Here is a 14,080-nt window from a genome sequence, read left to right on the forward strand (position 1 = left end):
ATCTGAAAAATCAAACAGCCTCCATATGGAGGCTGTATTGTTAAGAATTAAATTATTACCACTTATAAGTTACACGCATATCTACTGAACGCTCTGCACCATAGTAACAATAGAAGTCACAAGCACTGACGTATTTCTTATTTGCAAGGTTTGTCGCATTCACTTGAACGTCTAATTGTTGGTTTAATGGATAACTTGCCATCAGATCAACCAAAGTATATGAGTCCACTTTATAACCAGGATACGTTTTCTCATCATTGCTGCTGCCAACATAACGAACGCCTGCACCTAAACGTAGTCCATTAAAGAAATAATCGTTGATAAATTTATAATTTAACTTTCCTGAAACTTGATCATTTGGAATTGCAGGAGTGCGGATGGTTTGTGTTGCCGAAACTTCCTGATCCGAATTATTATGCGTATAAGCAAACTGAGCTGCAAGATTGTCAGTAAGGTCAAGATTTGCCTGTAATTCAATACCTTTGTTGGTTCTTTTTCCAGCCTGTACCTGAATATTTGAGCTGTCTGCAATCAAAGCATTCTTTTCAGTAAGATCAAAATATGCCAGTGTAATATCACCTTTCATCCACTCAGGAACATATTTAACGCCCACTTCATATTGTTTACCTTCATAAGGCTTATAGGCATTGTTGTAACCATCAATTCCCGCAACTGGCCTAAAAGAAGTTGAATAGCTTAAATATGGCGAAAGACCATAAGGCGCGTGATACATTAACCCTGCTGTATAAGTTGTTTTATCGACATCATAATCAGGGGCTGTAGTTCCACTTTGAACCGCACTTCCTTTCGCTTTATCCTGACGAATCCCTAAGTTAAGATCGACCAGTTTGGCATAACTGAACTGATTAGATAAATAGAAACCAAGTTGCTCAGTTTCAATGTGATAAGGTAATGTTGTCACTGCAAAATTAGGATTATGTACAGGATTAAAAAGATCCATTGGTGGTGCATAGCCGAAGCCATTATTCACACCATCTGTCTCATTTTTATAATAATCTACACCTAGCATGACTTTGTTTTGAAAATCGCCAAAAATGAAATTTTTGATCAAGCGGTTATCAATGCTATTTGTTTTAGACACACCATCGGTGAAACTATAACCACGATAAGCCGAACGATCATTATCAGAACTCCATGCAAATGTGCTTAAAAGATCGTTATCCATTCTGGCCCAACGATAATTTTGCATAAATATCAGACCATTTTCAAACTCATGCGAGAATTCATAGCCAGCAGAATATTCATTAACCTTTAAATGATCGAGTGAAGGTTCACCAAAATTAGTGTGTTTATCAATTTTGCCATAAGGTGTATCAATTAAAGAACCGTACCCCGGCATGAAACCAGATGTTGGAACACCATCTTTTTTCAAATAACTGGTTAGCAAAGTAAAATGCGTTTTATCTGAAATATCCCACGCGAAACTTGGTGCAAGATAATAGTTCTTCATATTCGCACCATCAAGCTGACTATCTGCCTGACGGTATAAACCGACTAAACGATAACGAAGCGAACCGTCGTCTGTAAATAATCCCGTATAATCAGCACTGACTTCGCGCTTATCCGATGTTCCTGCACCTAAATTTAACTCACCTTTTGGGGTTAGACCAGGTCTTTTGGAAACCAGATTTACATTACCGCCAGTCTGAGAAGCACCATAGTTAAAGGAATTTGCACCTTTGATGATTTCGAGTTTCTCTAATCCATATATTTCAGGTTCCCAAACAAAGAAACCATTCGGAGCAACTGGAGCACCATCAACGGTCTGGCTTGCATCAAAACCACGGATTTTAAACCATTGTGATTTATTATCTAAACCATATGGTTGAGCCAAAACTCCTGCTTCATAAAATAAAGCACCATCTAATTTAGTCGCAGCATCATCTTTAATTTGTTGTTCACCAATCACACTCGCAGAAAGAGGTTGTTTGACTAGATCTCCTCCTGCTTTTTCTGAGGATCCAACCAACACAATAGTAGATAGCACTTTAGTGTCCTGCGGCTCTGGAGCATCTGCTTTTTTAGTATTCTCCTCAGCATGTAAAACGGTAGCCCCAAAACACGAAATTGATGCCATCATCAAAACTAACGGCTTTAACCTATTCATTACTATCCCCATTTTTTTGATTAATATTTCCGAATAGTAACTGAGAATAAAAATTATTTAAACCATTTTATGAATTAAGAAAACTTAATTAAAAAAACCTATTAATTCAAACAATTAATATCAAAAATAATGCAAATATAACAAAACATGTTCCAGATAAATAGTAGACCCATTTTGAATGAATACTTAACAAAGTTAGCCACCGTTCATACGAAAGCAATCTCACCAGAAATAAATTCCAAATTAAAACCACCATCACCATCCAAATAGAAACCGCAGTTTTTTGATAAACATCAAATTTCTCTGAAACAAGCAACGTCAGACTACTATAAAAAAGTATATTTTTAGGGTTGAGTAAACTGGATTGCAACCCAAGTAAAATCTGCTTTAAAGCGAAAAAATGTTTGACAGTTGCTTGCGGTTGAACCATTTCAATTTTGCGATGTGCATAACGAAAACATAAAAAAGACAGATAAAAGAGGTAACATGCGCCACCCCATTTTAGATATTTCAAAGTCAAGATATCCATCTTTCCAAGCAAATACCAACTTGAAAAAACCACCAATAAAATTAAGGCATTTCCCAGTGCAATCCCTAAGCAAACCTGCTTTGCTGCTACTTTATTTCGCGCAAGCAATGTCGTTAAGATTAAAAAGAAATCTGGCCCCGGTGAAAGTAAGGCAAGGAAATGAGTGATGGCAATCGCCCAAAAGAGTTCCATAAAAGCTGTTGAATGATATTAAAAACAGCAGCTTATGCAAATTTCAATTGTAGTTCTTGTATAAAATTGCGTTTAGAATCCATTTTGATATTGTTTGGGTGTGACACCCGTTTGGCTTTTAAACACGCGATGAAAATGACTTTGATCGGTAAATCCTAAATCATAAGCAACATCGATCACAGCTTTACCTTTTTTTAATCGTTCACGCGCCTGATTAATCCGCATATTGAGTTGGAATGCATGTGGAGTCAGACCAAAATTTCGTTTAAATAAGCGAATAACTGCATAACGACTAATACCACTGTGCTTAGATAATTGCTCAAGTGAAAGAAAACTTTCATGCTGAAAAAGAATATCAATAAGATTCTTTAATTGTTGTTGAAGATATGGTTTTTCATCCAATCGATCTAACTGCAACGAGGGCAAAATAATCTGACTCAGAGTTTCAACCAAAGATTGTTCTTTTTCAAATATGGTTCTATCAGCAGCAAATAACATTGTATTCAATTGACAAAAATGCTGATAAATATCAGGTTTTTTAATGATTTCTGGCTTTAATTCAGGAATCTGTTTACAAATACGATCTGCAAAAGATTCTTCAAGTAATTGCTTTAACCAATCTAGATCAAGGTGCATCATCTGATAACTCCATGCCTCATCTGGCAATGGATTACAGGAATGTTCGATATAAGCAGGGATGCTCACAATTGAACCAGATTCAATATTTACCGCAGTGTGTAAATAACTACTAAAACGACTTTGACCCTGATCTACAGCCCCAATTGAAAAAGTCGCATGGCTATGTGCTTTATAGCAAATGCGACTTTGGCATGCCTTACGTGTTTCCACATAAGGCATTCGTGGATCACTCCAAAAAACGACGTCCAAGTTAGGCATCGTTAATTTCTGTGCGAATCATGATTGAGCCAATGCTTTTTCAATATCTTCTTCTATACTTTCAGGTTTAGTGGTGGGTGCATAACGATTAAGCACTTTACCATCTTTACTGACTAGAAATTTAGTAAAATTCCATTTAATGCTTTCGCTACCCAAAATTCCTTTAGCTTCACGAGTCAGATAGCGAAAAATGGCATGCGCTTCAGGGCCTTTGACGTCCACTTTGGCGAACATGGGAAAGTCAACTCCGTAGTTTCGCTGACAAAAAGCCCCAATTTCATCATTCGATCCCGGATCCTGCCCTCCGAATTGATTACAAGGAAAGCCTAGTACTTCAAAGCCTCGATCTTTATATTTTTCGTATACTTTTTCTAAGCCCGCAAATTGTGGTGTGAAGCCACATTTACTTGCAGTATTGACAATTAAAAGCACTTTGCCCTCATAGTCAGACATTTGCTTAGTGTCACCCTCTAATAATTCAGCTTCAAACTGATAAAGACTCGTCATGGATAAGTTTCCTCATCATTTTTTTCGTTGGTTTTTAGTTGTAATGAAGCCGAATTTACGCAATAACGTAGTCCTGTCGGCTGTGGTCCATCTTCAAATACATGTCCTAAATGCGCATCGCAATTATGGCAAATAATTTCTGTGCGTGTCATACCATGGGTTGAGTCTTCCTGTTCATCAATCGCGCCTGCATTCACAGGTCGATAAAAACTAGGCCAGCCACTACCACTGTCATACTTGGTGTCCGATGTAAAAAGCTCGGTACCACAACAACGACAAACATACGTTCCTTGCTGCTTGGTGTTCCAATATTGCCCGGTAAAAGCAGGTTCAGTGCCTTTTTGTCGCGTAATTCGGTACTCTTCTGGTGATAACTCTCTTTGCCATTCTCGTTCTGTTTTATTGAGTTTTCCCATGACCATTTCCCTATTCATCTAACTGTTTAAATAGAATAATTCTATATTTACGTGATTCATTCTAAAATTTCTAGTGTTTACTTCACAATTTACAAAACAGTTATAATTAGAACAAAAGCAAAAAGTAAGCAAAATAATAAAAAAGGTAAGCATTTTATTTTTCAATATTGCTTTTTTGTGAGCATAAATATGTTAGGCTTAGCGCTATTCTTGCTCAGGATTAAAAAATGTCGCAGAAAAAAAGCGTTATTTTTAAAAATCTACTGCCTGTGATTAAACAATATCAACTCGCAGGATTTACGCATGAAAAGATTGTTGCCTTACTTAAGGATCAACATGACCTTGATTTGGTAACAACCGAAACATTTAAAAGCTATTTATATCGTTATGCAAAAGTGACCCCTACTCCTTCTGAGAGCCCCAAAATGAACACAACACATCAAACGCCACGAGAAATTAAAAAATCGTCTAAGCTTGAGCATGTTTGCTACGACATTCGTGGACCTGTGTTACGAGCGGCCAATGAAATGGAGGAGCAAGGTCATAAAATCATTAAACTTAATATTGGTAACCCCGCCCCATTTGGTTTTGAAGCGCCGCAAGAAATCATTAATGATGTTGCGCTAAATTTACCAAACGCGATTGGTTATACCGACTCCAAAGGGATATTTCCTGCCCGCAAAGCGATTTGTCAGTATTATCAACAAAAAGGCATTCGTGATATGCATGTCAATGACGTGTATGTTGGTAATGGTGTATCTGAACTCATTGTCATGGCGATGCAAGGCCTGCTCGATGATGGTGATGAAATGCTTGTTCCAATGCCAGACTACCCACTTTGGACAGCAGCCGTAAATTTATCTGGCGGCACGGCGATTCACTATAAATGTGATGAAGAAAATAGTTGGTATCCAGATATTTTGGATATGGAAAGTAAAATCACACCCAACACACGCGGGATTGTGGTGATTAATCCCAACAACCCAACAGGTTCGGTATACCCGCGTCATGTATTAGAGCAAATTGTAGCTTTGGCTAAAAAGCACGATTTAATTTTATTTGCCGATGAAATCTACGACAAAATTATTTATGACGGCATTGAACATGTCGCTTTGGCTGCTTTAGCAGGCGATCAACTGTGTATTTCGTTTAATGGACTATCAAAGTCGTATCGTATCGCAGGTTATCGTTCGGGCTGGATGGCCATTACAGGCGATAAATCCCGTGCTAAAGATTATATCGAAGGTCTGGATATGTTGGCATCCATGCGTTTATGTGCCAATCATCAAGCTCAATATGCAATTCAGACTGCGCTTGGCGGTTATCAGTCTATTAATGACTTGATTCGCCCAAGTGGTCGCTTATATGAACAACGCAATATTGCTTGGGAAATGCTCAATGAAATTCCTGGTGTAAGCTGTGTCAAACCTGAAGGTGCAATGTATTGTTTTCCTAAACTTGATCCTAATATGTATCAAGTCGAAGATGATGAACAACTCATGTTGGACTTTTTACGTGCAGAGAAAGTTCTTTTGGTGCAAGGAACAGGATTTAACTGGCCAACGCCAGATCATTTTCGCTTGGTCTTCTTACCTGCGGAAAATGAACTTCGTGAAGCCATTACCCGTTTAGGTCGTTTCTTAGCCACAAAGCGTTAATCATGACTACATAATAATTTGCCAATGACTTGGATGTTTAAAAAACCTTAAATTAAAGCAATGTCTGGCATAGACATTGCTTTTTTAATGGAATTTTAACAACTAGGAAAACGGTTAATGATAAGTAAAACTTTTAAATCATGTGGTCTTGCACTCACTTTACTTACGGCTTCAATCTCTTTATATGCAAAAAATAATGTAGTTGTTGTTGCAACAGGTGGAACAATCGCGGGGGCAGGTGCAAGTTCAACCAATAGCGCAACGTATACAGCAGCCAAAGTTCCAGTCGATGCATTAATTAACGCTGTCCCACAGGTCAAAGATTTAGCCAATGTCAGCGGCGTTCAAGCTTTACAGATTGCATCTGAAAGCATTACCGATAAAGAATTACTCTCGCTCGCCCGTCAGGTTAATGACTTAATCAAAAAACCAAGCGTCAATGGGATTGTGATTACTCACGGGACAGATACTTTAGAAGAAACTGCGTTTTTCTTAAATTTGGTGATTCATACTGATAAACCGATCGTACTCGTTGGTTCAATGCGCCCCTCTACTGCCCTTTCTGCCGATGGGCCTCTCAACCTTTATAGTGCTGTTGCACTTGCTGCTTCTGATGATGCAAAAAATAAAGGTGTCATGGTGCTGATGAATGATTCTATCTTTGCTGCACGCGATGTCACCAAAACAATTAATATTCATACCAATGCCTTTGCGAGCCAATGGGGTGCATTAGGTACACTGGTAGAAGGCAAACCCTATTGGTTCAGAAGTTCAGTCAAACGCTTTAATAATAGCTCTGAATTTAATATTGAAGATATTAAGGGAGACCAGTTGCCATTGGTGCAAATTGTCTATGGCTCAGACTCGATGCTACCTGATGCTTATTTAGCGTATGCCAAAGCAGGTGCAAAAGCCATTATTCATGCAGGTACAGGAAATGGTTCAGTGGCGAACTATATTGTTCCAACTTTAAAACAGTTGCATGATCAACAAGGCATTCAAATTATTCGTTCATCTCGAGTACCACAAGGTTTTGTCCTACGCAACGCAGAACAACCTGATGATCAATATGGCTGGATTGTGTCACATGATTTAAATCCACAAAAAGCACGTCTTTTAGCTGCGCTCGCGCTCACAAAGACCCAAGATGCAAAAGAGATTCAGCGCATGTTCTGGCAATATTAAACTCCAGTTTTTCTTAATGATTTCAAAAGAAGCTTAATGCAATAGATTAAGCTTCTTATTCGATTGTATTTTCAATAAAAAGTGATTATGTTTTTATTGGAAAAATAATAGACAACCGCTCAACTCAGAGCATGTTAAACTACTGCTACCTTATAATCATCGACGGACTTGGTCAGGATCGTTTTATGCAGTTTGTTCATCTTGGTATTCATACAGAGTTTTCGATTACCGAATCAATTGTGCGGATACCTGATCTTATCAAAGCTGCGGTCAATGAAAGCATGCCTGCTTTAGCCTTGACAGATTTATCCAATTTACATGCCGCGGTTAAATTTTATGACAGTTGCCTGTCAAAAGGGATTAAACCGATTTTAGGCAGCGAAATTCGTCTTAATGATGCTGAACATCGAGTCACTTTACTTGCGATGACCAATGACGGCTGGCGCAGTCTCACCGAAATTGTGTCGCGTGGTTTTATCGAAGGTCAACAACTCAGCATTCCTTGCATACAAAAAGAATGGGTACTCGAACAACACCAAGACTTGATTGTATTGTTAGGTCAACACAGTGATGTGGGTAAAATGCTATGTTCTTCCAACCCACAAAAAGCTGAACCATTACTACAAGCTTGGCAAGAGAAATTTGGAAATCGGGTTTATCTTGCATTAACTCGCACAGATCGTGTTGGCGAAGAAGATTATATTCAGGAAGCAGTCAAGCTCGCTGCTCAATATAACGTTGGTGTCGTGGCGCACAATGACGTGCATTTTGTTGAACGTGATGACTTTGAAGCACATGAAGCCCGTGTTTGCATTGCAGATGGTTATGTTCTTGCGGATGATCGCCGCCCACGAAACTATAGTCCAGAACAATATTTTAAAACTGCTGAAGAAATGTCGGAATTATTCTCAGACATTCCAAGTGCATTAGAAAATACTTATTACATTGCCCAACGTTGTAACGTCAGTTTACAGCTAGGTACTTATTTCTTGCCTGATTATCCAATTCCAGAAGGCTTTACCATTGATAGCTACTTTGAGCATTTGTCCAGAGTTGGTTTGGAAGAGCGTTTGGAGTTGCTCTACCCTGTTGGTGAACGCGATGAGGATTGGTCTGAAATTCGTAAGCCCTATGATGAACGTATCAAATATGAAGTTGATATTATTCTAAAAATGGGTTTTCCGGGTTACTTCCTGATCGTCATGGACTTTATTCAATGGGCCAAAAATAATGGTGTACCTGTAGGTCCGGGACGGGGTTCAGGTGCAGGCTCATTGGTCGCATACAGTCTAAAAATTACCGATCTTGACCCGCTGCGTTATGATCTGCTGTTTGAACGTTTCTTAAACCCAGAACGTGTTTCGATGCCTGACTTTGACGTCGATTTTTGTATCGCTGGTCGTGACCGCGTGATTGATTATGTATCTCGTACTTATGGACGTGAAGCAGTCTCCCAAATTGCAACCTTTGGTACAATGGCTGCCAAAGGGGCCATTCGCGACGTGGCGCGGGTACTTGGTAAATCTTATGGTTTGGCCGATCGTATCTCGAAAATGGTCCCTACCAAGCCGCTTGGTGTGGATTTAGCAACAGCGATTGAGATGGAACCACAACTCAAAGATATTGTCACCAATCCGTCGAACCCAGACAATGATGATGCCAGTGAAATTTGGGAAATGGCACTCAAACTCGAAGGCATTACCCGTAATACAGGTAAACACGCAGGTGGTGTGGTCATTGCACCGGGTAAAATCACCGATTATTCTGCCGTCATGTGTGAGGCAGATGGAACGAGCCGTGTTGCGCAATTTGACAAAGACGACGTAGAAGCCGCAGGTCTAGTTAAATTCGACTTCTTGGGTTTACGAAACCTGACGGTAATTGAAGACGCGATTCAAAATATAAATAAGCGCGCTGATGTTAAAGAGCCGTTAGTGATTGAACGTGTACCACTTGATGATGTCGACGCATATAAAGTCTTTGCGGATGCAAATACCACAGCGGTATTCCAGTTTGAATCCGTCGGTATGAAGCGCATGCTGAAAGAGGCGCGCCCAAGTAAGTTTGAAGAAATTATTGCATTCGTATCTTTATATCGTCCCGGCCCTATGGATCTCATTCCTGACTTTATCCATCGTATGCACGGTGGCGAGTTTGAATATTTACATCCATTACTTGAAAGTGTACTAGAACCCACTTATGGCATTATGGTGTATCAGGAACAGGTGATGCAGGCAGCACAATTCTGTGCAGGCTACACGCTTGGGGGCGCAGATTTATTGCGCCGTGCCATGGGTAAAAAGAAACCTGAAGAAATGGTCAAACAGCGCCAGATCTTTATTACAGGTGCCGCCGAAAAAGACATTGATGAAGCCACTGCCAACCATATTTTTGACTATATGGAAAAGTTTGCAGGATACGGTTTTAACAAATCACATGCCGCTGCTTATGCATTGGTTGCCTATCATACTGCATGGCTAAAAGCACATTATCCTGCCGAATTTATGGCGGCGGTGATGTCTTCGGAAATGCAAAACACCGACAACGTGGTATTTTTGATTGATGACTGCCGCAATAATGGCTTAGAGGTTTTACCGCCGTCGGTCAATATGTCGATTTATCGTTTTCATGCCAGTGATGAAAAAACAGTGGTTTATGGTTTAGGTGCAATCAAAGGCGTAGGTGAACAAGCCATGCAATCCGTGATTGATTCACGCGAAAAAGATGGCCCTTATACCGACCTCTTTGACTTTTGCCATCGAATTGATTTGAAAAAAATCAATAAACGAACACTCGAAGCTTTGATTCGTGCAGGTGCTTTAGACTGTCTAGGTATTGAACGCTCAAGTTTGATGGCGCAACTGCCTGAAGCCGTACAAGCAGCAGAACAAGCACGACAAAACCGCGAAACTGGCATTATGGATTTGTTTGGTGAAGTTGAAGAAGTTCAGCGCAAACCTGCCAAACCTGTAAAACCGTGGTCAGATGAAGTTCGCTTAAAAGGCGAAAAAGATACACTGGGTTTATATTTAACAGGTCATCCAATTGATGTGTATCGCCCTGAACTTAAATCTTTTATTCCAGCTAAAATAAGTGAACTTACACCCACTCGCCGCGGTCAAACCACTGTATTTGCAGGCTTGGTGGTAGATGTTGCCAATTTTCCAAATCGAATTATGATTACACTTGATGATGGTACATCCCGAATTGAAGTGAGCTGTAATCATGAACGCTTTCAACGATTTAAAGACATTGTTCAAGTTGAACAAGTAGTGGTGATTGAGGGCGAAATTTATGAGCGTGAAGGTTTTGACCGTCCAATGGCACGACTAAGCAAAGCCTTTAGTTTGAACGAAATTCGCCAAAAACGCGCTAACCATATTCGAATTCAACCGACGAAAGATTTAATGACGCCGGCTCTGGCTCATGATCTACAACAGATCATCTTGCCATTTTGTAATATTGATATGTGTCAGCATATCCCTGTACAAATTGCGATCGAACAGCATTATGCTACGGCAGAATTGTGTCTAGGACAAAACTGGAAAGTTGCACCGCTCGATGAGTTACTCTGTAAACTTCGTGATTATTTTGGCAAAGAGTCGATTTATATCGAATATCAGGTGAAATCCAAAGCTGCAAAAGCAGCCGAACCAATGCGAGCTGCGCCTCTTAGTCCACCGCCAAATGATCTTTCTATGGATGAAGCCATGGACTTGTATCAAGCAGAAGTCTCTCAATATTCTTAAAAAATTTAAAGCTAGGTCATTTATGAATACATCTGACAATGCGTCAGTTTCAAAATCTTTGTCGCATGTAAGAATTGTCATGGTCAATACCACTTTACCTGCCAATATTGGTAGTGCATTAAGGGCCATGAAAACCATGGGACTGAGTAAACTGGTTCTGGTCAAACCCAAAACTTATCCTCATCCAGATATTGATGCGCTTGCAGCAGGCGCACAGGATTTAATTGAACAAATTGAAATCGTGGACACACTTGAGCAAGCAATTCAGGATTGTCATATTGTGTTTGGCACGAGCGCACGCAGTCGTACCATTCCGTGGCCTTTACTGGATGTACGTCCTGCCGCGGAGCTATCGATGCAATCTGTTGTAGAAAAACAGCAGGAAGTTGCGATTGTATTTGGTCGTGAAGATCGAGGCTTAACCAACGAAGAACTGGCATTGGCAAATTATCATCTGACCATTCCTGTCAATACGGAGTATGGTGTACTCAATGTGGCCCAAGCCATTCAAGTGGTCTGCTATGAAATGCGTATGGCAACTTTACAGCAGCATGAACAAAAGACTGAATCACAAAAAAATACCAATGTTGAGCAAATGCCTGTTACCGCTGACACAGCAATGGATTGGGATGAACCTTTGGTCAATCACAAACAAATGGAAGAATTCTATCCGCATTTAGAAAAAATGTTGGTCGATATTGAGTTCCTTGATCCACAAAATCCACGTTTATTACCTTTACGCTTGCGTCGTTTATTTGGACGTATACAATTAGATCGTATGGAATATCATTTACTTCGTGGCATATTTAGTCGTGTTCAAGCTTTAAGTCACGGCACATGGAAAAAAACATCAATAGATAAAGAGGATCAATCCAATGCTTAAACAGCTCAAAGAAGATATTCAGGCTGTATTTGCGCGTGATCCAGCTGCTCGCAATACTTTAGAAGTCATTACTAACTATCCAGGTATTCACGCACTGATCATGCATCGTGTCGCGCACAAACTCTGGGAAAAAGACTGTAAAAGTAGCGCTCGCTTATTATCGACTTTTAGCCGTTTCGCAACAGGGATTGAAATTCATCCAGGCGCCAAAATTGGTAAACGTTTCTTCATTGACCATGGTATGGGGGTTGTTATTGGTGAAACGGCTGAAATTGGCGATGATGTTACGCTGTATCATGGTGTAACTTTAGGTGGTACGACTTGGAATAAAGGCAAACGTCATCCAACGCTTGAAGATGGGGTGATTGTGGGTGCAGGCGCAAAAATTTTGGGGCCTTTTACAGTCGGTAAAGGTGCAAAAGTAGGTTCAAATGCAGTCGTAACTAAAGAAGTCCCTGCGGGCGTTACAGCAGTGGGCAATCCTGCACGCTTTATCTATAAAGACAAAGCCACTGAAAATGAAGAAGAACAACGTCGACGTAATTATGCCGAAAGTATTGGTTTTCAGCCTTATGCAACGACCAGCGACCAGACCGATCCTATTTTAGAGGGTATGCGTGTTTTGCTCGATCGTATCCAAAACAATGAAGCGCGCATGAATACTTTGTGCCAACGCTTATCTTTACTTGATCCGACTTTTAAAAAGCAGAATCAGGAAGAACAGCCATTTAGCGAAGAAGAGTTGAAAATTATTGAAGAAGTTCGACGTGAATGCGAAGCTCAAAGTAATTCGTCTAAAGCATGAACAATTCGTTTAATACTGTAACACGTCTCTCATTGCATGTTTGTCTGGCTTTTTTTAGACTGGCTCGACAAACATCTTTTTAACTTTAAACAACAAAGAATGGACGTTTCTATGATGCTTAAGCCTTTGGCATATACACTACTCGCAGCTTCAGTATTAACCGCATGTAGTCCGATTGCTGTCAAAAAAAATAATGCACCTGAACCTTTTGTTTTTACAGAACCTGAAGTTTCACCCCCTTTCTATGCCCTCAATCCATTTAATTATGATGCTCCTCCTCCCTTTGAACTTTCATTAAAAGCCGCAGCCGCACAGCCAGTGAATAAAATGGCGGTCACTGATCCGAGTGATCCATCAAAAACAATTACTCTTGATGTCAATAAACTGATTATTCCAACGGTGAATAACAATACACGAGCCATGAAGTATGCAGTGCTTGCAGGTGAGAATGAACTCGATGTCACCGATATAGATGACTTTTTACAATTGGTTGAAGGCAAAGCTCGTCATTATCCACCGCGTTTTACAGATCGTCAGGAACGTAAAGGTTACGAAAGTAAATTAAAAGAAGTGTCACAACACCTAGATACGCTTGCGACCAATCCAAATGCATCATTTGACATTCTGATTCGCGCTTTTAAAGCCAGTGTATTAGGACGTAATCTAGATCTAGGTTCAGCCTACACCACTAAATCTTTAACTTATGCACAACGTTTACTCAAAATTAACCCAGATGATGCAGAAGCAAATTTCTGGTTTGGTTTCGGTTTATCTGAAGGCGGCGGTCAAAGTGAAGCAATTCCATATTTGAATAAAGCAATGCAAGGTGGTGTACAAGAGGCTTATTTAGCTTCAGTGAACAACTACATTGCAATGGAACAAAAGAAGAATGCGATTCAAACCCTCAAAAACTACAAAATCAAATATCCTGACGAAGCCGAAGTAGCTGATCGCTTGCTTACCGAAATTGAAAAACAGGGACGCTGGAATGTTTGGCAAGTTTTAAATAATCCAGCGATTGCAGCCAAACCTGCATCATAAATTCATCAAATTAAAATGAGGCTGTTTTTACAGCCTTTTTTTATAAAAAAATTTTTTAGCGAATTGAAAATTCATTCAAATCACGTATGA

General features: G+C 39.9%; 11 protein-coding genes. 6 read left to right on the top strand and 5 right to left on the bottom strand.

From position 1 onward, the window contains the following. Positions 1-55: 55 nt before the first annotated feature. From A7A69_RS10965 to msrB, 5 genes are all read right to left on the bottom strand, one after another. On the bottom strand, positions 56-2,128 hold the full coding sequence (locus tag A7A69_RS10965) for a TonB-dependent siderophore receptor (RefSeq protein ID WP_241675247.1): 2,073 nt from the start codon (positions 2,126-2,128) through the stop codon (positions 56-58). Between the two features lie 106 nt (positions 2,129-2,234). After that, positions 2,235-2,849: a LysE family translocator gene (locus A7A69_RS10970; protein ID WP_120368919.1), complete on the bottom strand. Its 615-nt coding sequence runs from the start codon at positions 2,847-2,849 to the stop codon at positions 2,235-2,237. A gap of 72 nt (positions 2,850-2,921) precedes the next feature. Next, complete coding sequence (locus A7A69_RS10975; RefSeq protein WP_171500810.1) at positions 2,922-3,746, bottom strand: AraC family transcriptional regulator; 825 nt, start codon at positions 3,744-3,746, stop codon at positions 2,922-2,924. An 18-nt stretch (positions 3,747-3,764) separates the two neighbouring features. Then, positions 3,765-4,253: a glutathione peroxidase gene (locus A7A69_RS10980; RefSeq protein ID WP_120368917.1), complete on the bottom strand. Its 489-nt coding sequence runs from the start codon at positions 4,251-4,253 to the stop codon at positions 3,765-3,767. Further along, complete coding sequence (gene msrB, locus A7A69_RS10985; RefSeq protein WP_004989584.1) at positions 4,250-4,669, bottom strand: peptide-methionine (R)-S-oxide reductase MsrB; 420 nt, start codon at positions 4,667-4,669, stop codon at positions 4,250-4,252. Before msrB ends, A7A69_RS10980 begins: the two co-directional genes overlap by 4 nt. A gap of 227 nt (positions 4,670-4,896) precedes the next feature. Between msrB and A7A69_RS10990 the strand changes: the two genes are divergently transcribed. The 6 genes from A7A69_RS10990 (at position 4,897) to A7A69_RS11015 (ending at position 13,990) form a co-directional block, all read left to right on the top strand. After that, a complete protein-coding gene (locus A7A69_RS10990; protein WP_152877548.1) occupies positions 4,897-6,327 on the top strand; it encodes a pyridoxal phosphate-dependent aminotransferase in 1,431 nt (476 codons plus the stop codon). A gap of 117 nt (positions 6,328-6,444) precedes the next feature. Beyond that, positions 6,445-7,512: a type II asparaginase gene (locus tag A7A69_RS10995; protein ID WP_152877550.1), complete on the top strand. Its 1,068-nt coding sequence runs from the start codon at positions 6,445-6,447 to the stop codon at positions 7,510-7,512. A gap of 185 nt (positions 7,513-7,697) precedes the next feature. Beyond that, positions 7,698-11,261 carry a DNA polymerase III subunit alpha gene (gene dnaE / locus A7A69_RS11000; protein WP_152877552.1) on the top strand — a complete coding sequence of 1,188 codons (3,564 nt, stop codon included), beginning with the start codon at positions 7,698-7,700 and terminating at the stop codon, positions 11,259-11,261. Between the two features lie 22 nt (positions 11,262-11,283). Then, the gene (locus A7A69_RS11005) at positions 11,284-12,144 is read left to right on the top strand and encodes an RNA methyltransferase (RefSeq protein WP_152877554.1); all 861 of its coding nucleotides are present in this window, start codon (positions 11,284-11,286) and stop codon (positions 12,142-12,144) included. Further along, on the top strand, positions 12,137-12,949 hold the full coding sequence (gene cysE, locus A7A69_RS11010; RefSeq protein ID WP_120368912.1) for a serine O-acetyltransferase: 813 nt from the start codon (positions 12,137-12,139) through the stop codon (positions 12,947-12,949). The genes A7A69_RS11005 and cysE overlap by 8 nt, the downstream gene beginning before the upstream one ends. A gap of 111 nt (positions 12,950-13,060) precedes the next feature. Next, entirely contained in the window at positions 13,061-13,990 is a 930-nt protein-coding gene (locus A7A69_RS11015) for an ABUW_2363 family tetratricopeptide repeat lipoprotein (protein ID WP_120368911.1), read from the top strand. Positions 13,991-14,080: the final 90 nt, after the last annotated feature.

This window comes from Acinetobacter guerrae (assembly GCF_009372255.1).
GTDB lineage: Bacteria > Pseudomonadota > Gammaproteobacteria > Pseudomonadales > Moraxellaceae > Acinetobacter > Acinetobacter guerrae.